The sequence below is a fragment of the Pseudomonas sp. P4_C1 genome, assembly GCF_056402155.1.
The window spans coordinates 1-26,760 of record NZ_JBFUHY010000068.1 but is presented as its reverse complement, the minus strand read 5'-3'; the positions used below and the strand labels follow the sequence as shown (position 1 = coordinate 26,760).

Sequence of the window (26,760 nt, the reverse complement as noted above, 5' to 3'; positions counted from 1 at the left end):
GCCAGTTTCACCCCGAGGATGTTGAGGCCCATGAACACGATGTAGGCACCGACTGCCGCGTGTTTCGGGTCAAGGGCTGGAAACTGGACATTTAGGTAGGCGCCGATGGCCAGGGCAATCGCTGGCGGGGCGAAGACGAATTCGATCAGTGTCGCCAGCCCGGCGATCAACCCGCCTTTTTCGCCAAAGGCGCGACGGCTGTAGGCAAAGGGACCGCCGGCGTGAGGAATGGCGGTGGTCAGTTCGGTGAAACTGAAGATGAAGCAGGTGTACATGGTGGCGACCATGAACGAGGTCACCAGAAAGCCTAAGGTCCCGGCCACGCCCCAGCCATAGCTCCAGCCGAAATACTCTCCGGAAATCACCAGCCCGACCGCAATGCCCCACAGATGCAATGTGCCCAGCGTGGGTTTGAGTTGTGTGTTCATGTGTTTGCTCCCTGAGTGGTTTGGAAAGCCCAGGGGACGCCAGTGCAGTGGGCGTGCCATTTCGCGGTGGTGCGTCGTAATGGGATGAAAGGTGTCGTATCGAGGATGTTCGCTACTGGATGTGCGAATTTTTTGCGTCAGTCAGGGGCGCCGCTGGTTTGAATGCCGCTTTCGCGAGCAAGCCTGCATGCCCGCTACCCGACACCGCTGCAACGCGCAAACTTCGTATATCGATGCAGGTGCGGGCAGCGGCTGATGCTTAGGCTTGCTGAGTGAGGCACTCGCGCAACGCCGTTTGCCAGTCAGGTTGACTGACACCCCAATCGCGCTGCAAGCGACTGCAATCCAGGCGCGAGTTGAGCGGCCGGGCGGCGGGTGTCGGGTAGTCGCTGGACGGAATCGGAAACAGGTTGGCGCAGGGCTTGCCCTGTTGTCGCAATGCTTCGCCGATAGCCTGGGCGAAGCCAAACCAGGAGGTTTCACCTTGAGCGGTCAGGTGATAGGTGCCCCAGTTGGCAACTTCGTTCGCCTGCCAGCGTTCAATCAACGCAAGGGTGCTGTTGGCGATTGTACCGGCCCAGGTAGGTGCTCCGATTTGATCGGCGACTACACGTAACTCCGGTTTTTCTTGCAGCAAACGTTGCATTGTCAGCAGAAAGTTACGGCCATGAGTTGAATAGACCCAACTGGTACGCAGGATCAAGTGTTTACCTTGCACGTCCCTGATGGCCTGTTCACCGGCTAGCTTGCTCTTGCCGTACACCCCGAGCGGATTGGGCGTGTCGTCCTCGTTGTAAGGCCCGACTTTCGTCCCGTCGAATACATAGTCCGTGGAGTAATGTATCAACGGGATGTCGAGAGCCAGCGCTTCTTCGGCAAGGATACCGGGAGCTACGGCGTTAATGGCAAACGCTGATTGCGGTTCACTTTCTGCCAGATCAACCGCTGTATGGGCTGCGGCGTTGATGATCAGATCGGGCCGGACGCTTTGCACCTGACGGCGAATCTGATCGGGTTGCGCGAGATCGAGCTGATCGCGACCCAATACGATCAGCTCTCCAACAGCACCCAGCCGCCGTTGCAGCTCGTGTGAGACCTGACCATGCTGGCCATTGATGAGAACTTTCATAGGAACAGTCGATTCTCGTCGTGGGGCAAATCGGGCTCACACAAACGCATTACTCTTCCCCTGCCAATTTGGCCAGATACTGGCCATAGCCCGTCTTGCCGAAGTATCGGGCGCGTTCCAGCAGCTGTTCGCGATCGATCCAGCCATTTTCATAGGCTATCTCTTCCAGGCACGCCACTTTCAGGCCTTGGCGGTGTTCGATGGTTTGCACGTACTGAGAGGCTTCGAGCAAGCTATCGTGGGTGCCGGTGTCGAGCCATGCGAAACCTCGACCAAAACGCTCGACCTGCAGATCGCCACGTTGCAGATAGGCATTGTTGACGTCGGTGATTTCCAGCTCGCCGCGAGGCGAAGGTTTCACCGCCCTGGCGATCTCGATCACATCGTTGTCGTAGAAATACAGGCCGGTTACGGCATAACTGGATTTTGGATTTTTCGGTTTTTCTTCGATCGAAAGCGCACGGCCATCGCTGTCGAAATCGATGACACCGAAGCGCTCGGGGTCTTTGACCCAGTAACCGAACACGGTGGCGCCGGAGGAGCGTTTTGTCGCGTTCTGCAATTGTTCGCCAAAGTGCTGACCATGGAAGATGTTGTCGCCCAGGATCAGGCACACAGGGTCATCGCCAATGAACTCTTCGCCAATCAGAAAAGCCTGGGCCAGACCGTCCGGTGATGGCTGCTCGGCAAAGCTGAAGTTCACCCCGAACTGGCTGCCGTCACCCAGCAGATTGCGATACTGAGGCAGATCCTGCGGGGTGGAGATCAGCAGGATATCCTTGATGCCGGCCAGCATCAGCACCGAGATCGGATAGTAGATCATTGGCTTGTCGTAAACCGGCAACAGCTGTTTCGACACACCGAGCGTAATTGGATGCAGGCGTGTGCCCGAGCCACCCGCCAAAACGATACCTTTCATCATGCGAGCAACTCCTTGGAATTGATGGCACCGAGGCGTTCGCCCTGATAGCTGCCATCTTGAACACGACGGCACCATTGCATGTTGTCCAGGTACCATTGAACGGTTTTGCGCAAGCCGGTTTCGAACGTCTCTTCGGGCACCCAGCCCAGTTCTCGTTCAATCTTGCTGGCGTCGATTGCGTAACGTAAGTCATGACCAGGGCGATCCTGGACGAACGTGATCAGGTCGGCGTAGTGCGCAACGCCTTCAGGCTTGTGCGGTGCCAGTTCTTCAAGCAGGGCACAGATGCCACGTACCACGTCGATGTTCTTTTGTTCGTTGTGCCCGCCGATGTTGTAGGTTTCGCCGACGGTGCCAGTGGTCGCCACTTTGAGCAGTGCCCGGGCGTGGTCTTCGACGAACAGCCAGTCGCGCACTTGCAGGCCATTGCCATACACGGGCAGAGGCTTGCCGGCCAAGGCATTGAGGATGACCAGCGGAATCAGTTTCTCGGGAAAGTGGAACGGCCCGTAATTGTTCGAGCAATTGGTCAGCAGCACCGGCAAGCCATAGGTTCGCTGCCAGGCGCGGACCAGGTGGTCGGACGCTGCCTTGCTGGCGGAGTAGGGCGAGCTTGGTGCGTAGGGCGTCATTTCCGTAAACAGATCATCGACACCGTGCAGGTCGCCGTAAACCTCGTCGGTGGAAATGTGATGAAAGCGGAATGCGCTTTTCTCAGGCTCCGGGAGGGCTTGCCAATAGGCACGGGTGGCGTCGAGCAGGCTGTAGGTGCCGACGATGTTGGTCTGGATGAATTCCGATGGCCCGTCGATGGAACGATCGACGTGGGACTCCGCTGCCAGGTGCATGATCGCGTGAGGCTGGAAACGCGCCAGCACTGCACTGACGGTCGCCTGATCAACAATATCGGCCTGAACGAACTCATAGCGAGTGTCGTTGGCAATACTGGTCAGCGACTCGAGATTGCCGGCATAAGTCAGTTTGTCCAGGTTGAGCACTTCATGCTCAGTGTGTTGAATCAGCTCGCGAACAAGGGCCGAGCCTATGAAACCGGCCCCGCCGGTAATAAGGATACGCATGTTGGGTCAGCCTTTTTCAATAATGCGAATGGCGGTAGCTTGCAGGCGCGAGCGGGGAGGTGCAAGAGTTCCTGACCCCATTCGGTTGCGTCACGTCAATCGGGCTGGATTATCCATGACTTGCAGCCGTCACTCACTACTCTCGCGCACAATTTAGAGCACTAATTACAACACGCCCGGTTTTTTCTGTACTGGAGCGCCTTTCCGCACCCTGTAACCCCTGCGTAAACCCACTCTTTACGCTTTCTTTATGCTCCGCCCGCACCCTCGGTCTCGTTCCTTTACAGCCGCCTTTCCGACAATGACTCCACACACGGCAATACGCCGTAACACGGAGAACTTCCATGAGCGTTCTGGACGGAGTGTCACTGCTGCTGGCAGTGGGGCTGTTCATTTATCTGTTGGTTGCGCTGCTGCGCGCGGACCGGAACTAGGAGCGGCTATGCACAGTTATGACTATTGGCTGATCCTCGGTTTTTTCGCCCTGGTATTGGTCCCGGCGCCGTTTCTCGGGCGCTTCTACTACAAGGTGATGGAAGGGCAGCGCACCTGGCTGACGCCGGTCCTCGGGCCGGTCGAACGTGGCTGTTACCGGCTGGCCGGGGTTGACCCGCAAGCTGAACAGAGCTGGCAGAAATACGCCCTGGCCTTGCTTGCCTTTAACCTCGCGGGTTTCCTGCTGCTGTTCTCGATCCTGCTGTTCCAGGACCACCTGCCGCTGAACCCGCAGAACCTGCCGGGTCAGGAGTGGACGCTGGCGTTCAACACCGCCGTCAGCTTCATGACCAACACCAACTGGCAGGCCTACAGCGGCGAAGCGTCCTTGAGCTATCTGAGCCAGATGGTCGGCCTCACCGTGCAGAACTTCGTCAGCGCCGCCACCGGCCTGGCCGTACTGGTTGCGCTGTGCCGCGGCATCGGTCGCAAATCCACTGCATCGCTTGGCAACTTCTGGGTCGATATGACTCGCGCCACCCTCTATGGCCTGCTGCCGCTGTGTCTGCTGCTGGCGCTGTATCTGGTCTGGCAGGGCGTGCCGCAAACCTTCGCCCAGTATTTGAATGCGGTGACGGTGCAAGGCGTTGACCAGGTCATTCCCCTTGGCCCGGCGGCCAGTCAGATTGCGATCAAGCAATTGGGCACCAACGGTGGCGGTTTCTTCGGCGTGAACTCGGCGCATCCGTTCGAGAACCCGACGGCGTGGAGCAACCTGTTTGAAATGACCTCGATCATTCTGATCCCCGTCGCGCTGGTCTTCACCTTCGGTCATTACGTGAAGGACCTGCGCCAGAGCCGCGCGATCATCGCCTGCATGCTGGCGCTGTTCCTGATCGGCGGTGCGACCTCGCTGTGGGCTGAATACCAACCGAACCCGGCCCTGAACAACGTCGCTGTCGAACAGACCGCGCCGCTTGAAGGCAAGGAGGCGCGCTTCGGCACTACCGCCACGGTGTTGTGGTCGGTGACCACCACGGCCGCGTCCAACGGTTCGGTCAACGGTATGCACGACAGTCTTAACCCGCTGAGCGGCATGGTGGCGCTGGTCAACATGATGGTCGGCGAAGTGATCTTCGGTGGCGTTGGCGCCGGGCTCTACGGCATGTTGCTCAATGTGTTGATCGCGGTGTTCCTCGCCGGCCTGATGATCGGTCGTACTCCGGAATACCTCGGCAAGAAACTGCAGGCCAAAGAAGTGCAATTGCTGGTGGTGACCCTGATGGTCATGCCGATTGGCGTACTGGTGCTCGGCGCGATCGCCGCCAGCCTGCCAGGCCCGGTGGCCGCCGTGAGCAACCCCGGCGCTCATGGTTTCAGTCAGTTGCTCTACGCCTACACCTCGGCCAGTGCCAACAACGGTTCGGCGTTTGGTGGTTTCGGCGCCAATACCCCATTCCACAACCTGATGCTGGGCCTTGGCATGTTGATCGGTCGCTTCGGCTACATCCTCCCGGTTCTGGCGTTGGCCGGCAGCCTGGCGATGAAGAAAACCGCCCCGATCGGACAAAACAGCTTCCCGACCCACGGCCCACTGTTCGTGACCCTGCTGACCGTGACCATTTTGCTGGTGGGTGGTTTGACCTTCCTGCCGACCCTGGCATTGGGACCAATCGCTGAACATCTGAGCATGGGATTCTAAGGAAACCATCATGAATATGCCTGCAATCAAGCCTGCCGCCGTCAAGGCAGCGGAGCAACCGAAAACCGCAATCTCGGCCCTCTGGCGCCCGGCGCTGGTGCAAGCCTTTGTCAAGCTCGACCCACGGCAACTACAGCGTGCGCCGGTGATGCTGGTGGTCGAACTGACGGCGATCCTGACCACCGTGTTGTGCTTCATTCCCGACACAGCCGTGCCGACTTTCGTCGCCGCGCAAATCGCTGTGTGGCTGTGGTTCACCGTACTGTTCGCCAACTTCGCCGAAGCCCTGGCCGAAGGTCGCGGCAAGGCCCGCGCTGACAGCCTCAAAGCCGGCAGTGAAGGCTTGAGCGCCCGCCGCAAGACCGGCAACGGCACGTTCCAAGTGGTGCCGGCCACCAGCCTGCGCAGAGGTGATGTGGTGCGCGTCGAAGCGGGGGAGATGATTCCCGGTGACGGCGAGGTGATCGAAGGCATCGCGGCGGTCAACGAAGCGGCGATTACCGGTGAATCGGCGCCCGTGATTCGCGAGTCCGGTGGCGACCGTTCGGCCGTTACCGGCAACACCCGACTGGTGTCCGACTGGTTGCTGGTGAAAATCACTGCCAACCCCGGCGAGTCGACCCTCGACCGCATGATCGCGTTGGTGGAAGGCGCCAAACGCCAGAAAACCCCGAACGAAGTGGCGCTGGATATCCTGCTGATCGGCCTGACCCTGATCTTCCTGCTGGTCGTGGTGACCCTGCAACCGTTCGCCCACTTCGCCAACGGCAACTTGCCGCTGGTGTTCCTGGTGGCGCTGTTGGTCACGTTGATTCCGACCACCATCGGCGGTTTGCTCTCGGCTATCGGTATCGCCGGGATGGATCGTCTGGTGCGCCTGAACGTGATCGCCAAGTCCGGTCGTGCGGTGGAAGCGGCGGGGGACGTGCACGTCCTGCTGCTGGACAAGACCGGCACCATCACCTTCGGTAACCGTCGTTGCACTGCGGTCTATGCTGCACCAGGCGTCACTGCCAAAGAACTGGCTGAAGGTGCGTTGTTTGCCTCGCTGGCCGATGACACTGCTGAAGGCAAGTCCATTGTCGAGTACTTGCGTGGCCTTCACCCTCAGCCGGAGCCCACCGCCGAGCTGCTGAGCGCCGTGCCGTTCAGTGCCGAAACCCGCTTGTCCGGTGTCGACTATCAAGGGCGCGTGTACCGCAAAGGCGCAGTGGATTCGTTGCTGGCCTTTGTCGGCCTCAAGCGGGCTGATCTGGCTGCACCGTTGTCCCGTGAAGTCGACAAGATCGCCCAAAGTGGCGGCACCCCGCTGCTGGTGTGTGCCGACGGCAAGTTGCTCGGCGCGATCCACCTCAAGGACGTGGTCAAACCCGGCATCCGCGAGCGTTTTGCCGAGCTGCGCAAGCTGGGGATCCGCACCGTCATGGTCACCGGCGACAACCCGTTGACCGCCGCTGCCATCGCCGCTGAAGCGGGTGTGGACGATGTTTTGGCCGAAGCCACGCCGGAGAAAAAACTGGCGCGCATTCGTCACGAGCAAAACGACGGTCGCCTGGTTGCGATGTGCGGCGACGGCGCCAACGACGCCCCGGCCCTGGCCCAGGCGGACGTCGGCATGGCGATGAACGATGGCACGCAAGCGGCACGCGAAGCGGCCAACATGGTCGACCTCGACAGCGATCCCACCAAGCTGCTGGACGTGGTGCAGATCGGCAAGGAATTGCTGGTTACCCGCGGTGCGCTGACGACCTTCTCCATCGCCAACGACGTGGCCAAGTACTTCGCGATTCTGCCGGCGCTGTTTGCCGCGATCTACCCGCAACTGGGCGTGCTCAACGTGATGCACCTGAGCAGTCCGCAGAGCGCGATTCTCTCGGCGATTGTGTTCAATGCCCTGATCATCGTGGTGCTGATTCCTCTGGCACTGCGCGGTGTGCGGGTTCAAGCGGCGAGTGCGGCGGCGTTGCTGCGGCGCAATCTGCTGATCTACGGCCTGGGCGGGATCCTGGTGCCGTTCGTGGGCATCAAGGCGATCGACATGCTGTTGACGGCGTTGCATCTGGTTTGACTGCGTGGTGTGCCAGATAAACCGCCATCGTCGGAACGCCGCCCGGAGCAAGCTCGCTCCCACAAAAGCGCCCCATACCCTGTGGGAGCGAGCTTGCTCGCGATGGATGCGCCACGGTGCACCTGACTTGTGAATTCGAGGATTTTGAAATGTCCACATTGATACGCCCGGCCCTGAGCCTGCTGGTCCTGATGACGCTGATCACCGGCGTGGCTTATCCACTGGTAGTCACTGGGGTGGCCCAGGTTGCATTCCCGGATCAGGCCAATGGCAGCCTGCTGCGTGATGCCGAGGGCAAGGTCCGCGGCTCCTCGCTGATCGCCCAGGATTTCGTCGGCGACGCCTGGTTCCACCCGCGTCCTTCGGCCGGTGCCTTTGCCACCGTGTCGAGCAGTGCCAGCAACCTGTCGCCGAGCAACCCGGCGCTGGCAACGCGGGTCATCGACGATGCCAACAAACTGCTGGTGCCAGGCCAGGGGGCGGTGCCATTGGCGCTGGTCACTACGTCCGGCAGCGGTCTCGATCCGCACTTGCCACCGGCAGCGATTGCCTATCAACTGGTGCGTGTCGCGACGGCGCGCAACCTGCCTGTGGCGACCCTGCAGCAACTGCTGGACGCCCACATCGAACAGCCACTGGTAGGCCCGCCGGTGGTGAATGTGCTTGAGTTGAATCTGGCACTGGAAAAACTTTAGATCCGTGGCGCGGCCTATCGCGAGCAGGCTCGCTCCTACAGATGTGCGCATTCCAAATGTAGGAGCGAGCCTGCTCGCGATGACGGCCTGAAAAGCATCACATCAACATCAGAAAAACGAGAACTTCAAACATGAGCAACTCCGGCCGCGCCGACGCGCTGTTAGCAGACCTGCCCCGCGATGGCCGTGGCCGGCTCAAGGTGTTTCTCGGCGCTGCGCCGGGTGTCGGCAAGACCTACGCTATGTTGCAAGCGGCCCACACCCAGTTACGCCAAGGGGTGAAAATCATCGCCGGCGTCGTCGAAACCCACGGCCGCGCCGAAACCGAGGCTCTGCTCGGCGGCTTGCCGCAGCAGCCGTTGGTGCGCTCGGAATACCGTGGCGTGATGCTCGAAGAAATGGACCTCGACGGTCTGATCAAAGCCAAGCCGAAATTGGTGCTGGTCGACGAACTGGCGCACACCAATGCCCCCGGTAGCCGTCACGAAAAGCGCTGGCAGGACATTCAGGAGCTGCTCGCCGCGGGCATTGACGTGTACACCACGGTCAACGTCCAGCATCTGGAAAGCCTCAACGACCAGGTGCGCGGCATCACTGGCGTGCAGGTCCGTGAAACCCTGCCGGACTGGGTGTTGCAGGAAGCCTATGAACTGCTGCTGATCGACTTGCCGCCACGGGAGCTGCTGGAGCGCCTGCGCGACGGCAAGGTCTATGTGCCGGAGCAGGCGCGGGCGGCCATCGACGCGTTCTTTTCCCAGACCAACCTGACGGCCCTGCGCGAACTGGCGATGCAAACCGCGGCGGCTCAGGTCGATAACGATCTGGCCCAAGGGTATCGTCAGTTGGGGCAAGCGGCACCGGCCGTGCGCGGGCGTTTGCTGGTAGGGGTCGACGGCGATGCCCAGGCTGAGCGTTTGGTACGGCATGCCAGTCGTGTGGCCCAGCGGCGGCACCTGCCCTGGAGCCTGGTGCACGTGGACAACGGCAGCGTGCGTGACGAGCAGTCGCGCCTGCGCCTGCAAAGCGCCCAGCAACTGGCCGAACGACTGGGCGGCGAAGTAGTGTTGCTGCGCGCCGGTGAAGTGGCGAAGACCCTGATCCAGCATGCCGCCGAACGTCGTGCCAGCCTGGTGCTGGTCGGTCAGTCCCGACCGCGTTTGCGCCGGCGTCTGTTCGGTGGCGGGTTGGCAGCGCGGTTGCTGCGCAATGCTCGCGGACTGGAAATCAACGTTCTCGACAGCGACCACCAACAGGATCAACCCCATCAGCGGTCGATGCATTCGCTGGTCTGGTTCGACTACGCATTGGCCGTTGTCGCGACGGTTCTGGCCAGCGCCCTGGCCTGGGCCGTGGCGAGCGTGCTGCCACTGCCGAACATCTCGCTGGTGTTCCTTGCGGCGGTATTGCTGGTGGCGGTGCGCAGCAGTCTCGGGCCGGCGCTGGCCTGTGCGGCGCTGTCGTTCCTGACCTATGACTTCCTGTTCATTCCACCGATTTTCTCTTTCAGCATCCAGCGCGAAGAAGACGTGCTGACCTTGCTGTTCTTCCTGCTGATGGCGGCCCTCACCGGCAACCTCGCGGCGCGCCAGCGCAGGCAATTGCAGGCGCTGCGCGATACCCAGGAAGAGACCACTGAATTGCTCGACCTGTCGCGCAAACTTACCGCTGCCACCGACCGCCAGGCCGTGGTCAGCGCGGCCGCCCAGCACCTCAACGGTTGGAGCGACGTACAACTGTGCCTGCTCAATCGCGACGGGCAGAGTGGCTGGAAAGTCGAAACCGGTGGCCCGCTGGAGTTTGCCGAAGCCGAGCGCGCCGCCGCCGACTGGGCCTGGCAGCACGACCAACCGGCGGGTGCGGGCACCGGCACCTTGCCGTTCGGCCGCTGGTGGTGGTGGCCATTATCGGTGGAGGACGGCCCGTTGGCGTTGCTCGGCGTGTGCGCCAGGGAAGGCCAGACCCTGAGCGGCCAGCGCCGACGCTTGTTGACCGCGCTGAGCCAGCCGCTGGCCCAGGCGCTGGCCCGGGCACAACTGGCCGATGATCTGGAAGCGGCGCGGCTGCACGGCGAAACCGAGCAACTGCGCAGTGCCTTGCTGGCTTCGGTGTCCCACGATTTGCGCACACCGTTGACGTCCATGCGCGGCAGTATCGACAGCCTGCTGGCCCTGGGTGAGGCGATCCCGCTGGAGGATCGACGTGAGTTGCTCGAAGGCACCCGCGATGAAGCCGAACGTCTAGACCGCTACATTCAAAACCTGCTCGACATGACCCGGCTGGGCCACGGCGCGCTGAAGCTTGCACGGGACTGGGTGTCGCCGGCCGATATCATCGGCAGTGCGCTCAATCGCTTGCGCGCGGTACTCGCGTCGCTGCAGGTCAGCACCGAAGTACCGGCGCAATTGCCGCTGCTGTTCGTGCATGCCGCGCTGATCGAACAGGCACTGGTCAACGTGCTGGAAAACGCCGCGCGGTTTTCGCCGTCCCACGGGCGTTTGCAATTGCGCGCAGGGGCCGATGACAGTGAGCTGTTTTTCTCGGTCAGCGATGAGGGACCGGGGATTCCGGAAGAGGAGCGGGCGAAGATTTTCGACATGTTCTACACCGCGGCGCGGGGTGATCGTGGCGGGCAGGGTACCGGGCTGGGGTTGGCAATTTGTCAGGGCATGGTCGGTGCCCATGGCGGGCGCATCAGCGTTGCCGACGGTATCGAGGGGCGCGGTACCTGCATCACGTTGCACCTGCCGCTACAGGCTCAGCCGGGATACGAGAGTGAAGCCTGATCGTGCTTGCGCTACTCTCTTGCCACTTCTTTGTGTTGATGTGAATTCATGAGCCAGACCGCGACCATTTTGGTCATCGACGACGAGCCGCAGATCCGCAAATTCCTGCGCATCAGCCTCGCTTCCCAAGGCTATAAAGTGCTGGAGGCCGGCACCGGCAGTGAAGGATTGGCACAAGCCGCGTTGAACAAACCGGATTTGCTGGTGCTCGATCTCGGCTTGCCGGACATGGACGGCCAACAGGTATTGCGCGATTTTCGCGAGTGGTCGACGGTGCCAGTGCTGGTGCTCTCGGTGCGCGCCGGTGAAGGGCAGAAGGTCGAAGCCCTGGATGGCGGTGCCAATGACTACGTGACCAAGCCGTTCGGCATTCAGGAATTCCTGGCACGGATTCGTGCGTTGTTGCGCCAGGCGCCCGTCGGCGAGGTGCAACAAGCGGCGCTGACCTTCGGTCCGTTGACGGTCGACCTGGCGTATCGCCGGGTGCTGCTCGACGATGTCGAAGTCGCCCTGACTCGCAAGGAGTATGCCGTGCTGGCGCAACTGGCGCGGCATCCCGGGCGGGTGATCACCCAGCAGCAATTGCTCAAGGACATCTGGGGACCGACTCACACCGAAGACACTCATTACCTGCGCATCGTGGTCGGGCACTTGCGCCAGAAACTGGCGGATGACCCGACCCGGCCACGGTTCATCGTGACCGAGGCGGGGGTGGGGTATCGGTTGTTGGGTGAGGGTAGCCTTTAGTTTTGTGCTGAATGATCCGGCCCCATCGCGGGCAAGTCGGATCGCCGCACCGCCGCCCCCACAATGACCGTGTCGGTCACAAATCATGTGTACGACGCGAACCCTGTGGGAGCGAGCTTGCTCGCGATGAGGCCCTTACATTCAATCGAGAGTTTTCAGACTTTCAGTTCTGCTCATTCTCATACCGATCCAGCGTATCCCGCGCAATCTCCCGTCCCAGCGCGATCAGCTCCGGCGCCTTGTAGAACTCGAAAAACCGGCACACGCGCTTGGGCACGTTGATCAGGATGTCCGGCGGATACCCGGCAATCTTGTACTGCGCCAGCGACGTCTGCATCACCTCGAAACTCTGGTTGATCAAATCCAGCAAGGACGCCGGCCCGACGTTGTCGATGATGAACGAACCGGTGGCGGAGCGGGGTGCGCCACCGGTTTGCGGAGCGGCCGCGGGTTGCTGCGCTTCGGGCTGGGCGGATTCGATCCACGGATTGAGGTCTGCCCCTTCGGCCCTCAGGGCTTCCTGCTCGAGGAGCAACAGTTGCTCGGCCTGCTTGCGGCGGAACGGCAGCTTCGAGCCGAGGGAGTTGATAAGGCTGTCGAAGCGGGTCTTGAAGGCGGCGGGACGCTGGATGACCGGCATTTGATAGTGGCGCTGGTTGGTGGAGTTGAGGTTGACCGCGATGATCAGGTCGCAATGGCTCGACACCACCGGCACGATCGGTAGCGGGTTGAGAATGCCGCCATCGACCAGCATGCGGTTGCCCTGCATCACCGGGGTAAACAGGCTGGGAATCGCTGCCGAGGCGCGCATGGCCTGATGCAGGCAACCTTCCTGGAACCAGATTTCCTGCTGGTTGGTCAGGTCGGCGGCAACGGCGGTGTAGGGGATGCGCAAGTCTTCGATGYTGATCTCGCCGACGATCTTGCGGATCTGCCCGAACACCTTCTCGCCACGAATCGCCCCCAGACGAAAACTGACGTCCACCAGACGCAACACGTCGAGATAATCCAGGCTCTCGATCCAGTCGCGGTATTCATTGAGTTTGCCGGCGGCGTAGATCCCGCCCACCACCGCGCCCATGGAGCAACCGGCGATACAGGCAATGTCATAGCCGCGCCGTTCGATCTCTTCAATGACCCCGATATGGGCATAACCCCGAGCTCCACCCGAGCCCAATACCAGTGCGACACGCTTTTTCATGAATCGCCCTCGTTTGAATGGTTCAACAATGCACCCATCGAGGGTCATGCTTCAATCGCCATGGTCGTTCGGTGGGGCAAGAGCGTCGTATTTTCGACATTCCATGGCGGCACATGGTTATTCTCCTCGGCGCTATAGTTTGCATAGCGGACCAATGGCACTTTTCAGGTGCCACACCGTCTTACCTGCACGACTGTTGACCTATCTTTGAGGAGTGAGTGATGAAAGCCTGGATCTGCGTGCCATTGATTGCCCTGGCGCTCGCCGGTTGTGCCGGCAAAACCGCTTATCGCGACAGTTGCGGTAGTAACCTGGATGCCGCGTGGCATGAGCTGGATCTGGCCAAGGCCGAAGGTTTCGCCGGGACCGTCAGTTACTCCAAGGCCTTGTCGCTGTTGACCGCGGCCAAGACCCAGCAGCAGTTCGAGGGGTTCGAAGGCTGCTCCCACAAGGCCGAGAAGGCCCGTTTCTATATTCGTGAGTCGCGCGCGGGGCGTTGAAGGCAAAAAGCAGCTGCAGGCTCTAAGCTATGAACTGCAAGACTCATCGGGTTTGCAGCTCGTAGCTTGCAGCCTGGCGCTGTTTACGGAGTAAACCCCCATGATCGATCGGTTGGTGGCTCGTGTCCTGGGCCTGGAAGTTCGTCTGCTGGCCTGTCAGGCTCGCTTGAAAGAGCGTACTGACCCCGAAGCGTTACACGATCTGCGCACTACCATGCGTCGGTTGCGCAGCCTGTTGCGACCCTTGCGCGGGCAGCCCGGTGTAGAGCAACTGGAAGCGGCCGCCTCCCGGGTGGGCGAACTGAGCACGCCATTACGTGATCGCGAGGTGTTGGCGGCATACCTGCTCCAGCACCATCAACCCCAAGCCGCACACCGACGCATGGCGCAAATGGCCGAGGCCTATCCGGCCGTGGCGGCCAGCCCTGAACTTGTGCAATTGCTGATCGTCCTCGATGCATTTCCGCGTTTTCTGCGCGCGGCCCAGCGCCAGGGATTGCTCAAGGGCTTGCGCAAGCGCATCGAAAAACGCCTGGGCAAGCAGTGGGAAAAACTCGACGAGGCACTGCACGACCCGGCCCACGACCGTCATCGGCTGCGCCTGCTGATCAAGCGCGTGCGCTATGGCATCGACGCTTACCCTGAGCTGGATCGATTGCCGAAAGCAGCCATGCCCCGATTGAAAGCGGCCCAGGGCGCGCTGGGTGACTGGCACGATTGCGTGCAATGGCTGGCCATGGCTGAACAGGAAGCGGATTTGCAGCCCTGTGTTGCGGTCTGGAACGCTACCATGGCCGAGGCTGAACAGCGTGCGGACCGGGTGCTGGAAAAACTCAGCAAGGCATGTTTCAAATCCTGAAAACACCGGAGATCCATTGTAGGAGCGAGCCTGCTCGCGATGAGGTCGTGACATTCAACATTGATGTTGGCTGTCCGGGCGCTATCGCGAGCAGGCTCGCTCCTACAGGTTATATGTTCGGCACGAGCCTTGTGCGGCTCATCTGTCAGTCAATTTGGCCGGAATAGGCGATGTATCAACTACGCCAGATGGTTAAGATCCCTTCATCTTTTTCCGATCCCTGAGGTTTTCATGCGCTTTTCCGAACTGCTCGACGCTGTCCGTAGTCAGCCAGCGGAGCTGTCTATCCCGGCCTCCTGGGCCCAGGGGCGCGCCAGTTTCGGTGGCCTGGTGGCCGCCCTGCAGTACGAAGCCATGCGTGCCCGGGTGCCAGCGGATCGCCCGGTGCGCTCGCTGGCAATCACCTTTGTCGGCCCGGTTGAACCCCAGGTTCCGGTCAGTTTTGAGGTCGACGTGTTGCGCGAAGGCAAGGCGGTCAGCCAGGTGTTGGGCCGGGTGATGCAGAAGGGGCAGGTGGTGACATTGATCCAGGGCAGTTTTGGCGCCTCACGCCCTTCGGAAGTGGCGGTGGTCGCTGAGCCGGCACCGGAAATGAAGCACTGGGACGAGTGCCAGGAATTGCCTTTTGTCGAAGGCGTCATCCCGGAATTCATGCGGCATCTGGCGATGCGCTGGAGTGTCGGCGGGCTGCCGTTCAGCGGCAGCACATCCCGGCAAATGGGCGGCTGGGTGCGCTTGCGCGGTGGCGTAAAGGAAGAGGCCATCAGCGAGGCGCATATTCTGGCGCTGGTGGACGCCTGGCCACCGGCCCTGATGCCGTTTTTGAAGAAGCCGGCGATGGGCAGCACGCTGACCTGGACCATCGAATTCGTGCAGCCGCTGCTGGAACTGAACACCCTGGACTGGTGCAAGTATCTCGTCGAGACCGAGCACGCCGCCGACGGCTACGGGCATGCTGCCGCGAAAATGTGGAGCGCGGATGGCCGGTTGATCGCCATGAGCCGGCAGACGGTGACCGTGTTCGCCTGATCAGTGACGGCGGTGGCGCTCACGCCAGGCGCGCCACCAGCCACCGCTGAGGAAGAACCGTGGAAACGTCAGGAACTGCTCGACCAACAGGCGCGATATCGCATCCTTGCGATCGCTGAAGGGGTCGGCGGCTTGCGTTTCCAGGCGGTGGCCGTGGCGTTGCAAGGCCAGCGCCGCAATCACCCCGATCACGCCGATGGCGATGTTCGAAAGGGTCAGGCTGAACAACCCGGACACAATCAGCAGAAACGCAACGATGAACAACGGCACCGCGATCAGGTGCAGCACCAGATTGGTCGGGTGCTGATGATTGTTCGGGTACGCTCGCCATTGCCAGGCGGGAAGGTTGGGGTGACGTTTGCCCATGATGCTGATCCTCGATCCATGTTGAACACATGTAATGAAGAATAGGCCCGGTCAATGCTGGCGGCGAATCAAGGCTGGCTATTGGCTTGATAGGTGTCATGGCCAATTATGATGTTGTCTGATCTGACGCTTTCGTCGGAACGCCGCCCGGGGCAAGTCCGCTCCCACAGTAGTTAGTGGTTGAACACAAAGTTTGCGATCAACCGAGAAACCTGTGGGAGCGGGCTTGCCCGCGATGAGGCCCTCAAAGTTTGAGCTGACCGATAGCCTTGCTCAACTCTCCGGCCAACACCGCCAGCTCATTGCTGGTGGTCGCCGACGTCACCGTCTGCTGCACCGTGTTCTCGGTCACGTCACGGATGCTCACCACCGCCCGGTTCATCTCTTGCGCCACCTGACTCTGCTGCTCGGCTGCCACAGCAATTTGCGTATTGCTTTCACGCATCTGCGCTACCGCGCCAGTGATCTCGGCTAAAGCGGCCCCGGCCTCTTGCGCCTGCTGCACGCAATCGTCGGCCTTGAGCGAACTCTCTTGCATGAAATCCACGGCGTCCCGTGTGCCGGCCTGCAATGCCGACACCATGATCGTGATTTCGTCCGTGGAGGCCTGCACGCGTTTGGCGAGGTTGCGCACTTCATCGGCAACCACCGCAAACCCGCGCCCCATCTCGCCGGCCCGGGCCGCTTCGATGGCGGCGTTCAGTGCCAGCAGGTTGGTCTGCTCGGCGATGCTGTGAATCACGTTGACCACGCCATTGATCTTCTGGCTGTCCTCGGCCAGGCGTTGAATCATCTCGGCGGTCTGCTGGACGCCGGTAGACAATCCGGCAATCGACCTCTGCACCCGCGTCACCACTTCCCGCCCGCTGCTGGCCAGGGTATCGGCCGATTGCGAAAGGTCACGGGTGGCGCCTGCGTGTTGGGCAATGTGATAGACCGTGGCCGTCATTTCGTTGATCGCCGTGGCCGCCTGGTCGGTTTCGCTTTGCTGGCCCAGCATGCCGTGGCGCACTTCATTCATGCTGGCCGCCAGCCGCGCGGCACCATCATCCAGTTGCCGGGCGGTGCTGGCGACAGTATTGACCACTCGTTGATAACCGGCCTGCATGGCGTTGAAAGCATTGGCCATTTGCCCGACTTCGTCGTTGCAAGCCAATGGCACGCGGGCCGACAGGTCTCCGGTTTTCTCCACGTGCAACATGACGTCCTTCAAGGTGTTGAGCTGGCTGAGCAGGAAGCGGATCAATAACTGCGATGCGCCGAGCATTGCCAGCATCAGGATGAACACGGCCAACGCGTAGTTGGCGAAGCGCTCGCTGAACACCTGGCTCAGACTTGGGCCGTGGGCAATCACGGCCACCTGCTGACCACCAATGCGGGTAAAGACTTCGGCGCCCATCAACGGGTTGTCACCGAACAGCGGCATCGCGTTGATCTCGACCCAGCCATTCGCATTGGCCAGTTCCGGCACGGTTTGCCCATCGAGCATGGGCGCCCCCCCGCGATTGTACGTCAGCAGATTTGCGGCGTTGGGCAGCGGCTGCCCTGCGGGCCAGGCTTCGAGCAGTCGCGCCTGGGCCTGGGCCGAAGCCTGGTTGGCATGACTGCGAGCGTGCTGTTCGAGCTGCACCGCGTATAACACCAGCAACAGGGTGGTGATGAAGGCGACGGCGTTGACCGCCCAGAATTTGTATTTCAGCGAAATATTGCTAAGCCAGGCACCCATGGAGGTTTTCTCTGATAGCGGAAACAGTTTTGGCAAGGTGCCATTATTGTGCCGCTACTCAGGTGGCTGATTCTTGATGCAGATCAACGGGCTGCACCATTACTCCTTGTAGGAGCGAGCCTGCTCGCGATGGCGATGCAACATTCACCATTGAGGTGACGGTTAGATCGCATCGCGAGCAGGCTCGCTCCTACAGGGGTAACGTTTACAGGTCGATAGTGGGCAGCCCATAAAACGCCCGTGCGCACGCAGTTGTGTGCGCCGCCAGATCTTCCTGGCTTTCTGCGCGATGCAGCGCCACTTCACGCAATACTTCGGTCAGGTATGCTGGCTCGTTTCGCCCGTTTTTCGGCTTGGGGCGCAGGCTGCGCGGCAGCAGATACGGTGCATCGCTTTCGAGCATCAGGCGTCCACGCTTGATTTCCTTGACCAGCGGATGCAAATGCGTGCCCCGGCGCTCGTCGCAAATCCAGCCGGTAATGCCGATGTGCAGATCAAGGTCGAGATAGCTGAACAGTGCCTTCTGTTCTCCGGTGAAACAGTGCACCACGGCAGCCGGCAGTTGATCGCGGAAGTCGCGCAGGATCTCCAGCAAACGCTGGCTGGCATCGCGTTCGTGGACAAAAACGGGCAACTGCAATTCAACGGCCATGGCCAGGTGTTCTTCGAAGACCTTTTCCTGCTGCGCACGCGGCGAGAAGTCACGGTTGAAGTCCAGCCCGCATTCGCCCACGGCCACCACATTCGGCTCCTTGAGCAAGCTGCGCAACCGTCGGGCGCTGTCGGCGTTCCAGTCGCTGGCGCAATGAGGGTGAATACCGGCGGTGGCGAACAGGCGCTGAGCGCTTTCGTCCAGTTGCTGGCACAGCTCAAGAGCCTGTTCACTGCCCTCGACACTGGTGCCGGTCAGCACCAGTTGGCACACGCCGGCCGCATAGGCACGGTCGAGTACGGCCTGGTGTTTGTCGGCAAAACTGGCGTTGGTCAGGTTGACGCCGATATCGATGAGTTGCATGGTGCTACCTCGGCCCAAAGGCCGGAAAGCATATCAGAGCCGTGGATTTATAAGAAAAGCCAAGAACTACAACGGGTTAACGCTGTCTCTTGAGCCGCGGGCCAGACCGGGTTGGTAGTTTTGCCATCATTGTGCCAGTCTTGCTCGCGTTGCCAGCGCCCTGGGCGCTCTGTTTTGTCGCTGCGCTTGATGCCATCTGTCATTGAAGCGGGCCTCATATTCTTTCCGGAGAGTGGATGATTCGTCCCTCGGTTTTGCTACTGCTGTGCTGTTCGCTGCTACTGCCGATGTCGGCGGTCGCGCGTCTGCCCGGGCCACTGCAAGCCGTACCGGCCAGCGAGGTACGGGACCTTGCGCAAATCCGCAGCAGTCGTGTGCTGCGGGTGTTGGTCAACCAGAGCCGTAACAGTTCCGGGGAAGTCCAGGGGCAGGCGATCGGGGTCGAATACCATCGCTTGAGAGCGTTCGAGCAATACCTCAACGGCCATGCCCGTGACGGTCAGGAAATCACCCTCAAGATCATTCCCAAGGCCAAGGATCAATTGCTCGGCGCATTGCAGCGCGGGGAGGGCGATCTGGTGGCGCCAGGTGAGTTGCTCGATCTGCAAGCGGGTTTCGCCGTCAGCACCAGCGAGCCGATTGCCAGCAACATCCCGCTGGTCCTGGTGGGCATCAAGGGCGAGCGCCGCTACACCCGGCTTGAACAGCTTTCCGGCAAGACCCTGGCGTTACCCGCCGGCAGCGCCGCCGGGGATGCTGTCAGCCAGATCAATCAAAAGCTTGCCCTGCACAAACTGCCACCGGTCAAAGTCGAGTGGGTCGATCCGAGCCTTGYCGTCGAGGATGTGCTGGAGATGGTCCAGGGCGGGATCTTCCACCTGACCATCGTCGAGCAGCCGATTGCCGAACGCTGGGGCAAGATCCTGCCCAGGCTGCGTTTCGACAAACAGGTACTCATCAGCGATCCGGGGGACGAGTTCTGGTTCGTGCGCCGTGATGCCTCGATGCTGCGTGCCAGCATCGATCGCTTCCTCACCGTCTACAAAAAACCGTCGGATCAGGACGCCGCGTTCCTGCGGATCTATCGTCGTCTCTATCAAGTGCACTATCCATTGGCCAAGGCGGACCGGCAGCGTCTGGAAAAACTTCGCCCGGTGCTGCAGAAGCACGCCGATGCCCAGGGCATGGACTGGCTGAACCTGGCGGCGCTGGCTTTCAAGGAATCAGCGTTGCAGCCCGCAGCACGGAGTGGCGGTGGCCCGACCGGGCTGATGCAGATCACGCCTGCTGCGGCGCAGCGGGTGGGGGTCGACAATATTCAGGACGTAGACGGCAATGTGCAGGCCGGGGCCAAGTACCTGGCGATGATCCGGCGCAAGTTTTTTGCCAGCCCGAAACTCAACGAGCGCGAACGCATGGCCTTCGTGCTGGCAGCCTACAACATCGGGCCGGAGCGGGTGCAAGGCATGCGCGCAGAAGCCCGGCGGCGAGGATTGAATCCCAACCAGTGGTTCTTCCAGGTCGAACGCGTGGCCATGGAGCAAGTGGGTATGGGGCCTGTCAGCTATGTTAATAGCGTGAACAAGTATTACTTGGCATTCGACCGGGAGCGAGAGTCGTTGGAGCCCCAGGGACAAAAGATTGCTTCACGCAAATGATCAACTAATCTGATTGTAATGGTGGGTTTTTTGCGCTTTTAACATGCAATTAACTGATTAATATAGCGGCCAACCAACACACACTTGCAAGGAATGAAACAGCATGAGCACTCTGATCAACAAGGTACTGTCTACCCGCGCTGGCTACGGCCTGACGGTTCTGCGTATCGTTGTCGGTATCGTCTTCGCCGCCCACGGCTCGCAGAAACTCTTCGGGGCATTCGGTGGCTATGGTCTGGCTGGAACCGCGCAGTACATGGAAAGCCTCGGACTGACGCCGGGTTACCTGATGGCGGCACTGGCGGGCGGCACCGAGTTCTTCGCCGGCCTGGCCCTGATCGTCGGCTTGCTGGTTCGCCCGGCCGCGCTTGGCCTGATCTTCCTGTCGCTGGTGGCGATTTTCTCGGTGCACATCAGCAATGGTCTGTTCATGGCCAACAATGGTTATGAATTCGCCCTGGCATTGCTCGGTGGCAGTATCGCGGTATTGATCGAAGGTGCGGGCAAACTCTCGGCGGACCGTGTCATCGCCGGCTGACCGCTCTGGCTCAACGAAAAGGCCCGCATCGTGCGGGCCTTTTTGTTGAGCGTCATTCTTGACACTGTCCAGTCAGCTTCTCTAGGATGTTGCTCATGCGCCGATTTAAACAGCTACTTGCGGGGCGCCAGGTGACTCATCCAGTTGCCGATAGAAGCCGGACCGGCTTCGAAATACCGCTAAAGCGCTGGTTCGGTGTTGCCTCTCACCTGCCATGCAGACTTTTGAGGCAGAGACACGACACAATGAATGCACTAAACCCCGTTGTACGTCCCGCGCCGATCACGGCACATCTCACCCAGCGCAATCCAAAAATCCTGCTTGGCGGCAAACATCAGCCGACGCTCCTGCGTTATCTCGATGGCTGGCCACGTCGTACCGGCGGTCCCGCTGCCTTCCTGATCCAGTTTGTCGAAGACGGTGAGTCGCTCGCTCGATTCGCCGACGACAGTTTCGATCTGGCAGTGATTCAGTCCCCCAGCCTCGAAGATGCACCTGAAGTGATCCGGCAACTGACCCGCGTTGCCCGGCAAGGGCTGATCACCCGCCGTTGAGTTTTATGGGTAATAGATTGCCACGATATACACACACTGCTCACCGGTCGGTGTCTGGACTCGAACTTCGGCGTCCAGTGCCTTGCCGATCAGGGCGCGGGCCAACGGCGAATCAATGCTGATCAGGCCCAGTTTGAGGTCCAGTTCATCGGGCCCGACAATGCGGTAGCGCGACTCTTTGCCATCCTCGTCTTCGATCGTGACCCAGGCGCCGAAATAGACCTTGTTCGGATCGCTGGGTTTTTCGCTGACGACTTTCAGCGCTTCCAGGCGTTTGGTGAGAAAGCGCACGCGGCTGTCGATCTCTCGCAGCATCTTTTTGCCGTAGGTGTATTCGGCGTTCTCCGAGCGATCACCCTGGGCCGCGGCTTCGCTGACAGCCTGGGTAACCTGGGGCCGACGTACATGCCACAGCTCATGGAACTCGGCGCGCATCCGCGCTTCACCCTCGGGGGTGATCAGCGCGGTGCCGGCAGTGCGGGGAGGGCGGTAACGGCTCATGACAGCTTCTTGTGGTGAGGATGGCAGGAGTCTATCAACCCTCGCGCAGGACTGTCAGCGGGCTGGCGTTCAATGCCCGACGGGTACCGAACACCCCGGCACCACCAATGAGCACGGCACCCAGCAGTGGCAGCAACATCAGCCATGGATGCGGATGCCACGGCAGGTCAAAGGCGTAGCGGTAGAGCACCCAACTCACGACTTCCGAACCCAGCGCTGCCAGCAAGCCACTGACGGCGCCCAGCAAACCGAACTCGATGCGCCGCGCCTTGACCAGCAATTGCCGTTCCGCCCCCAGCGCACGCAGCAACGCGCCCTGGCGAATGCGTTCATCCAGCGTCGCTTGCAGGCCGGAGAACAGCACCGCCATCCCCGCCGCCAACACGAACAACAACACGTACTCCACTGCCAGGGTCACCTGGGCGAGAATGCTGCGCAGTTGCTCCAGCAAGGCTTCGACCTGCAGGATCGTCACCGCCGGGAAGGCCCGGGACAGGTCGACGATCTGCTGGTCGTGACCGGGTGCGAGGTAGAAACTGGTCAGGTAAGTCGCCGGCAGATCCTTCAGGGTGCCGGGCTGGAAGATCATGAAGAAGTTCGGCTGGAAGTTGTCCCAGTCGATCTCCCGCAGGCTGGTGACTTTCGCCTCGCGATTGATCCCGCCAACGCTGAAAATCAGGTGGTCGCCGAGCTTGATTTTCAGGCTTTCGGCGACCTTGCCTTCTACCGACACGCCGGGAACATCGTCCGGAGTTTGTTCGTTCCACCAATTGCCGGCCGTGAGTTTGTTGCCCGACGGCAGGTCCGCGGCCCAGGTCAGGCTCAGGTCGCGCTGGATCGCCCGATCACCCGCGGATTCTTTGGTGACGATCTGTTGCACCGGCTCGCCGTTGATGCTGATCAAGCGCCCCGGCACCACCGGGTACAACGGTGCCGATTGCGCCGACACGGCGATCAGGTGATCGGTGAAGGCCTGTTTATCTGTGGGCAGGATGTTCAGGGCGAAGTAATTGGGGGCGTTTTTCGGCAACTGGTTTTTCCAGGTATCCAGCAACTCACCACGTAGCAAGGCGATCAGCGCCATCGACAGCAGAATCAGGCCGAACGCCAGGGACTGGCCCGCAGCAGCGAGCGGGTGACGCAGCAATTGCCCGAGTCCAAGACGCCAAGGCAAGGATGCACGCGCAAGCATGCGCCGCAGACTTTTCAGCAGCAGCAACAACAAACCGCCCAGCACCAGCGCTGCAATCACGCCGCCGCCGAGCAGGGCAAAGGTCAGCACCAGGTCCAGGCTCAGGCGCCACATGATCAGGGCGAGGGCGCCCAGCGCTACACCGTAGACCATCCAGGTGCTGGAAGGGATCGGCAGCATATCCCGACGCAGCACGCGCAATGGCGGAACCCGGCCCAAGGCCGCCAGCGGCGGCAAGGCGAAACCGGCCAGCGCCACCAGTCCGGTGCCGATCCCGGCAACGGCCGGAATCAGCCCGCCCGGAGGCACGTCGGTCGGCAGCAAGTCATGCAGCAGGGCAAACAATCCCAGTTGTGCGAGCCAACCGAGGAGGGCGCCGCTGATGCTGGCCAGCAGCCCGAGCACAGTGAGTTGCAAGCTGAACAACACCATGGTTTCCCGGCGCGATAGCCCGAGGCAGCGCAACAATGCACTGGCATCGAACCGGCGGGTGGCGAAACGGGTTGCCGACAGCGCCACCGCCACTCCGGAGAGCAATACCGCCACCAGGCTGGCCATGTTCAGGTAGCGTTCGGCCTTGCCCAGGGCGCCGCCGATCTGTCGATTGCCGTCGCGGGCGTCCTGCAAGCGCTGGTTGGCGGCGAGCCCCGGTTTGATCAGTTGCCGATAGGTTTCGAGTGCCTGAGCGTTACCTCGCCACAGTTCGCGATAGCTGACCCGGCTGCCGGGCTGCACCACGCCGGTGGCCGCAAGGTCGTCGAGGTTGATCAGCACCCGCGGCGTCAGACTGTAGAAATTGCCGGCGCGATCGGGTTCGTAAGTCAGCACCCGCGCCAGTTTCAGGGTTTTCATGCCGACATCGATGCTGTCGCCGATCTTCAGGTCCAGGGCGGTCAGCAGGCGTGCCTCGACCCAGGCTTCACCGGGCTGCGGTCCGCCACCGACTGTTTCCGCGGCGAAGGGGGCGGGCGCGCTTTTCAATTCGCCGCGTAGCGGGTAGGTGTCATCGGCCGCCTTGATGCTGGACAACTGAATGCCGTTATCGGTGGCGATGACGCTGGAGAACTCCACCACCTGAGCGTGTTCCAGACCCAGTTCGGTGCCGCTTCTTATCTGTTCGGGGCGCGCAGGCGAACTGCCTTCGAGCAGCAGGTCGGCACCGAGAAACTCGGTAGCGCGCAGCAGCATGGCGCCGTTCAGGCGCGCGCCAAAGTAACCGATGGCGGTGCTGGCGGCCACGGCCACCAGCAAGGCGAAAAACAACACGCGCAATTCACCGGCGCGGGCGTCGCGCAGCAATTGGCGGATGGCGAGACTGAACAGGCGCAACAGCGGCAGGCGTGCCATCAAGGCTCCAGAGGGGCGACCAGCAGGCCGGCTTCAAGACGGATCAGGCGCCGGCAGCGATGGGCCAGGCGTTCATCGTGAGTCACCAGCACCAGGGTCGTGCCGCGCTCCTTGTTGAGCTCGAACAGCAAGTCGCTGATGCGCTCGCCGGTGTGGCTGTCGAGGTTGCCGGTCGGTTCGTCGGCGAACAGCACATCGGGCTCTGCGGCAAACGCGCGGGCAATCGCCACGCGTTGTTGCTCGCCTCCGGAGAGCTGGCGCGGCGAGTGAGTCAGGCGTTGGCCCAGCCCCACCCGTTGCAGCAATTGGGTGGCGCGTTCGCGGGCGTCTTTGCGGCCATCGAGCTCCAGTGGCAGCATGACGTTTTCCAGGGCATTGAGGCTGTCGAGCAACTGGAATGACTGGAACACAAAACCCACGTGCTCGGCACGGATGCGCGCACGCTGGTCTTCATCGAGGTTGCTCAGGCCTTGCCCGGCGAGAGTGACTTCGCCGCTGCTCGGCAGGTCAAGGCCGGCAAGCAGGCCCAGCAGGGTGGATTTGCCGGAGCCCGAAGCGCCGACGATGGCCAGGCTGTCGCCTTGGTTCAGTTCCAGGCTGAGTTGGTGCAGGATGGTCAATTCACCTTCCGCGCTGGGAACCACTTTGCTAAGGTCCTTCGCGATGAGAATGCTTGCGCCCATGGAGAGTCCGATGCGTGTGTGGTTATTGAGTGCTGGCCTGGCCTTGATGTGTATGGCCCAAAACGCAGCGGCGGGTACAGTCCTGATCGTTGGCGATAGTATCAGCGCCGGTTTCGGGCTGGATACCCGCGTGGGGTGGGTATCGCTGCTTGAGCAGCGGCTCAGGCGTGAAGGTTTCGACGATAAAGTGATCAATGCGTCCATCAGTGGCGACACCAGTGCCGGAGGCCAGGCACGCCTGCCTGCGCTGCTTGCAGAGCATAAGCCTGAGCTGGTTGTCCTCGAGTTGGGCGGCAATGACGGCCTGCGTGGAATGCCCCCGGCTAATTTGCAACAAAACCTTGCGTCGATGATCGACAGCTCCCGGGCCAGCGGTGCCAAGGTGCTGTTGCTCGGCATGCAACTGCCGCCCAATTACGGTGCCCGCTACACCAAGGCCTTCGCCGAGGTCTACAGCAACCTGGCCGATGAGAAAAAGATCCCGCTGGTGCCGTTTTTCCTCGACGGCGTGGGCGGCCATCCGGACTTGATGCAGGCCGACGGCATACACCCGGCGGCCGGGGCCCAGGACAAGTTGCTGGAAAATGTCTGGCCTACTCTAAAACCACTGTTATGACACTTTTCTAGAAGCAGGCTTTCGGCTAAGGTGGCGCCCCCGATTTGGAGCCCCCGATGCCGCGTCCCGCCTGGTCACTATTTGCCTACCAACTGATCGAGCCTGACGAACAGCTGGATCTGTTCGCCTGCCAGGAAGTGCGGGTGCATCTGGTGACCCGTCAACTGGAGCTGGGTGGCTCGGCGGACCGCACCTTGTGTGGCAGCCTGTTGCCGGCACAGCCGCGCTGGTCGAGCGTTGATCGCCGGGTGTTTCAGGACCAGCGGCTGTGTTCGTTGTGCAGGGCCATTCTTGAGTCGCAGAAGCGGGGTACGTCGCCGATCTGGCCTGAATTGCGGTTCGAGCTTTGATCCGTCATTAATCGAGGCGGCCTGAAAGCCGACCTGTCTTTTGTTGACCGTGTACATATCCATTCCTGCGGTAACGGCGACATATGGTTTCGCCCTTACGGCCAGCCCTTTCAAGGTGTTTTCCCTTTATGGGCCTTGAGCACCCGATCCGTCGACACATGAGCATGCGCAGCTTTGCCGTCCAGCCACTCCTTGGGTTTGGCGATTTTGGGACCACGTAGGCTTTTGGCCACTTGCTTGGGCTTGATATTCCTGGCGAGCGCCAACAGTCGTGTTGCCAGCGTTTCTGAGGTCGTTTGAAGTGTCAGGTAATCCGAGGGCAGTGCGATCTGCATGCCCTCGTATCCGCTACGCACTTGTACCGTCAGATGGAAGATCGAAGCTTCCCAGCCTTCGGGCAATATCTCGCGATGAGCCTGTTCCACGCTGCGCTTGAGCACTGCCAGGACGTTGTAGGCCAGGATCGCTGAAGCAAATCCCAGCAACGCCGCCCGCGGAGCGCCAAGGCTTTCGATTTCACTGTCCAGCACCGACTCCAGGCGCTGGAACATCCCTTCGATACTCCAGCGACGACGGTATAACTCGGCGATCTGCCCGGCGCTGACGGTGTCGGGCAAGTTGCTCCAGAACCACATCA

The 26,760-nt window shown here is 61.1% G+C and carries 25 protein-coding genes and 1 pseudogene; 14 read left to right on the top strand and 12 right to left on the bottom strand.

Annotated features, from left to right (window positions below; genetic code table 11):
* The 4 genes from AC1DU9_RS24170 to rfbB form a co-directional block, all read right to left on the bottom strand.
* On the bottom strand, nucleotides 1-428 hold a 428-nt coding region (locus AC1DU9_RS24170; protein ID WP_477810884.1), incomplete at its 3' end, for an amino acid permease.
* 259 nt (nucleotides 429-687) lie between these two features.
* Nucleotides 688-1,557, bottom strand: a complete 870-nt coding sequence (gene rfbD / locus AC1DU9_RS24165; protein WP_223462490.1) for a dTDP-4-dehydrorhamnose reductase — start codon at nucleotides 1,555-1,557, stop codon at nucleotides 688-690.
* Nucleotides 1,558-1,606: 49 nt separating this feature from the next.
* A complete protein-coding gene (gene rfbA, locus AC1DU9_RS24160; protein ID WP_223462491.1) occupies nucleotides 1,607-2,479 on the bottom strand; it encodes a glucose-1-phosphate thymidylyltransferase RfbA in 873 nt (290 codons plus the stop codon).
* Nucleotides 2,476-3,558, bottom strand: a complete 1,083-nt coding sequence (gene rfbB / locus AC1DU9_RS24155; protein ID WP_223462492.1) for a dTDP-glucose 4,6-dehydratase — start codon at nucleotides 3,556-3,558, stop codon at nucleotides 2,476-2,478. The genes rfbA and rfbB overlap by 4 nt, the downstream gene beginning before the upstream one ends.
* Before the next feature lie 344 nt (nucleotides 3,559-3,902).
* On the opposite strand from rfbB, the gene kdpF reads away from it, so the two are divergent.
* From kdpF to AC1DU9_RS24125, 6 genes are all read left to right on the top strand, one after another.
* A complete protein-coding gene (kdpF, locus tag AC1DU9_RS24150; RefSeq protein WP_007899818.1) occupies nucleotides 3,903-3,992 on the top strand; it encodes a K(+)-transporting ATPase subunit F in 90 nt (29 codons plus the stop codon).
* Nucleotides 3,993-4,000: 8 nt separating this feature from the next.
* Entirely contained in the window at nucleotides 4,001-5,695 is a 1,695-nt protein-coding gene (gene kdpA, locus AC1DU9_RS24145) for a potassium-transporting ATPase subunit KdpA (RefSeq protein ID WP_223462493.1), read from the top strand.
* Between the two features lie 10 nt (nucleotides 5,696-5,705).
* Nucleotides 5,706-7,763: a potassium-transporting ATPase subunit KdpB gene (gene kdpB, locus AC1DU9_RS24140; protein WP_457266299.1), complete on the top strand. Its 2,058-nt coding sequence runs from the start codon at nucleotides 5,706-5,708 to the stop codon at nucleotides 7,761-7,763.
* Between the two features lie 149 nt (nucleotides 7,764-7,912).
* The gene (kdpC, locus tag AC1DU9_RS24135) at nucleotides 7,913-8,458 is read left to right on the top strand and encodes a potassium-transporting ATPase subunit KdpC (protein WP_477810883.1); all 546 of its coding nucleotides are present in this window, start codon (nucleotides 7,913-7,915) and stop codon (nucleotides 8,456-8,458) included.
* 131 nt (nucleotides 8,459-8,589) lie between these two features.
* The gene (locus AC1DU9_RS24130; protein ID WP_223462496.1) at nucleotides 8,590-11,241 is read left to right on the top strand and encodes a sensor histidine kinase; all 2,652 of its coding nucleotides are present in this window, start codon (nucleotides 8,590-8,592) and stop codon (nucleotides 11,239-11,241) included.
* Nucleotides 11,242-11,289: 48 nt separating this feature from the next.
* The gene (locus AC1DU9_RS24125) at nucleotides 11,290-11,988 is read left to right on the top strand and encodes a response regulator (protein WP_477810882.1); all 699 of its coding nucleotides are present in this window, start codon (nucleotides 11,290-11,292) and stop codon (nucleotides 11,986-11,988) included.
* A 163-nt stretch (nucleotides 11,989-12,151) separates the two neighbouring features.
* On the opposite strand, the gene AC1DU9_RS24120 is transcribed toward AC1DU9_RS24125, so the two are convergent.
* Nucleotides 12,152-13,189 (bottom strand): patatin-like phospholipase family protein, encoded by a 1,038-nt coding sequence (locus AC1DU9_RS24120; RefSeq protein ID WP_477810881.1) that lies wholly within the window; start codon nucleotides 13,187-13,189, stop codon nucleotides 12,152-12,154.
* Nucleotides 13,190-13,410: 221 nt separating this feature from the next.
* Here AC1DU9_RS24120 and AC1DU9_RS24115 point away from each other — a divergent pair, with 221 nt between their 5' ends.
* From AC1DU9_RS24115 to AC1DU9_RS24105, 3 genes are all read left to right on the top strand, one after another.
* Nucleotides 13,411-13,689, top strand: coding sequence for a hypothetical protein (locus tag AC1DU9_RS24115; protein WP_007991739.1), 279 nt, complete (start codon nucleotides 13,411-13,413; stop codon nucleotides 13,687-13,689).
* A 100-nt stretch (nucleotides 13,690-13,789) separates the two neighbouring features.
* A complete protein-coding gene (locus AC1DU9_RS24110) occupies nucleotides 13,790-14,548 on the top strand; it encodes a CHAD domain-containing protein (protein WP_477810880.1) in 759 nt (252 codons plus the stop codon).
* Nucleotides 14,549-14,779: 231 nt separating this feature from the next.
* Nucleotides 14,780-15,577, top strand: a complete 798-nt coding sequence (locus AC1DU9_RS24105; protein WP_223462500.1) for an acyl-CoA thioesterase — start codon at nucleotides 14,780-14,782, stop codon at nucleotides 15,575-15,577.
* Here AC1DU9_RS24105 and AC1DU9_RS24100 read toward each other — a convergent pair whose 3' ends face one another.
* From AC1DU9_RS24100 to AC1DU9_RS24090, 3 genes are all read right to left on the bottom strand, one after another.
* On the bottom strand, nucleotides 15,578-15,943 hold the full coding sequence (locus tag AC1DU9_RS24100; RefSeq protein WP_477810879.1) for a terminase: 366 nt from the start codon (nucleotides 15,941-15,943) through the stop codon (nucleotides 15,578-15,580). It abuts the gene before it with no gap.
* 244 nt (nucleotides 15,944-16,187) lie between these two features.
* Nucleotides 16,188-17,669 (bottom strand): methyl-accepting chemotaxis protein, encoded by a 1,482-nt coding sequence (locus tag AC1DU9_RS24095; RefSeq protein ID WP_477810878.1) that lies wholly within the window; start codon nucleotides 17,667-17,669, stop codon nucleotides 16,188-16,190.
* A gap of 205 nt (nucleotides 17,670-17,874) precedes the next feature.
* The gene (locus AC1DU9_RS24090) at nucleotides 17,875-18,684 is read right to left on the bottom strand and encodes a TatD family hydrolase (RefSeq protein WP_223462503.1); all 810 of its coding nucleotides are present in this window, start codon (nucleotides 18,682-18,684) and stop codon (nucleotides 17,875-17,877) included.
* Nucleotides 18,685-18,920: 236 nt separating this feature from the next.
* Here AC1DU9_RS24090 and AC1DU9_RS24085 point away from each other — a divergent pair, with 236 nt between their 5' ends.
* The 3 genes from AC1DU9_RS24085 (at nucleotide 18,921) to AC1DU9_RS24075 (ending at nucleotide 21,434) form a co-directional block, all read left to right on the top strand.
* Complete coding sequence (locus tag AC1DU9_RS24085) at nucleotides 18,921-20,342, top strand: MltF family protein (RefSeq protein ID WP_477810877.1); 1,422 nt, start codon at nucleotides 18,921-18,923, stop codon at nucleotides 20,340-20,342.
* Nucleotides 20,343-20,445: 103 nt separating this feature from the next.
* Nucleotides 20,446-20,880 carry a DoxX family protein gene (locus AC1DU9_RS24080; RefSeq protein WP_115947229.1) on the top strand — a complete coding sequence of 145 codons (435 nt, stop codon included), beginning with the start codon at nucleotides 20,446-20,448 and terminating at the stop codon, nucleotides 20,878-20,880.
* A 245-nt stretch (nucleotides 20,881-21,125) separates the two neighbouring features.
* Nucleotides 21,126-21,434: a hypothetical protein gene (locus AC1DU9_RS24075; RefSeq protein ID WP_008001428.1), complete on the top strand. Its 309-nt coding sequence runs from the start codon at nucleotides 21,126-21,128 to the stop codon at nucleotides 21,432-21,434.
* Nucleotides 21,435-21,437: 3 nt separating this feature from the next.
* Here the strand turns inward: AC1DU9_RS24075 and greB are convergent, their stop codons facing one another.
* Genes greB through AC1DU9_RS24060 form a run of 3 tightly spaced genes read right to left on the bottom strand, consistent with a single transcriptional unit; the run spans nucleotide 21,438 to nucleotide 25,157 of the window.
* Nucleotides 21,438-21,935, bottom strand: coding sequence for a transcription elongation factor GreB (gene greB / locus AC1DU9_RS24070; protein WP_223462505.1), 498 nt, complete (start codon nucleotides 21,933-21,935; stop codon nucleotides 21,438-21,440).
* 34 nt (nucleotides 21,936-21,969) lie between these two features.
* The gene (locus AC1DU9_RS24065) at nucleotides 21,970-24,474 is read right to left on the bottom strand and encodes an ABC transporter permease (RefSeq protein ID WP_223462506.1); all 2,505 of its coding nucleotides are present in this window, start codon (nucleotides 24,472-24,474) and stop codon (nucleotides 21,970-21,972) included.
* Nucleotides 24,474-25,157 carry an ABC transporter ATP-binding protein gene (locus AC1DU9_RS24060; protein ID WP_115947226.1) on the bottom strand — a complete coding sequence of 228 codons (684 nt, stop codon included), beginning with the start codon at nucleotides 25,155-25,157 and terminating at the stop codon, nucleotides 24,474-24,476. Before AC1DU9_RS24060 ends, AC1DU9_RS24065 begins: the two co-directional genes overlap by 1 nt.
* A gap of 10 nt (nucleotides 25,158-25,167) precedes the next feature.
* Here AC1DU9_RS24060 and AC1DU9_RS24055 point away from each other — a divergent pair, with 10 nt between their 5' ends.
* Complete coding sequence (locus AC1DU9_RS24055; protein WP_223462507.1) at nucleotides 25,168-25,773, top strand: arylesterase; 606 nt, start codon at nucleotides 25,168-25,170, stop codon at nucleotides 25,771-25,773.
* Nucleotides 25,774-25,829: 56 nt separating this feature from the next.
* Nucleotides 25,830-26,123, top strand: a complete 294-nt coding sequence (locus AC1DU9_RS24050) for a hypothetical protein (RefSeq protein ID WP_003226812.1) — start codon at nucleotides 25,830-25,832, stop codon at nucleotides 26,121-26,123.
* 110 nt (nucleotides 26,124-26,233) lie between these two features.
* On the opposite strand, the pseudogene AC1DU9_RS24045 reads toward AC1DU9_RS24050, so the two are convergent.
* Nucleotides 26,234-26,760: pseudogene (locus AC1DU9_RS24045) on the bottom strand (IS4 family transposase); the annotation flags it as partial.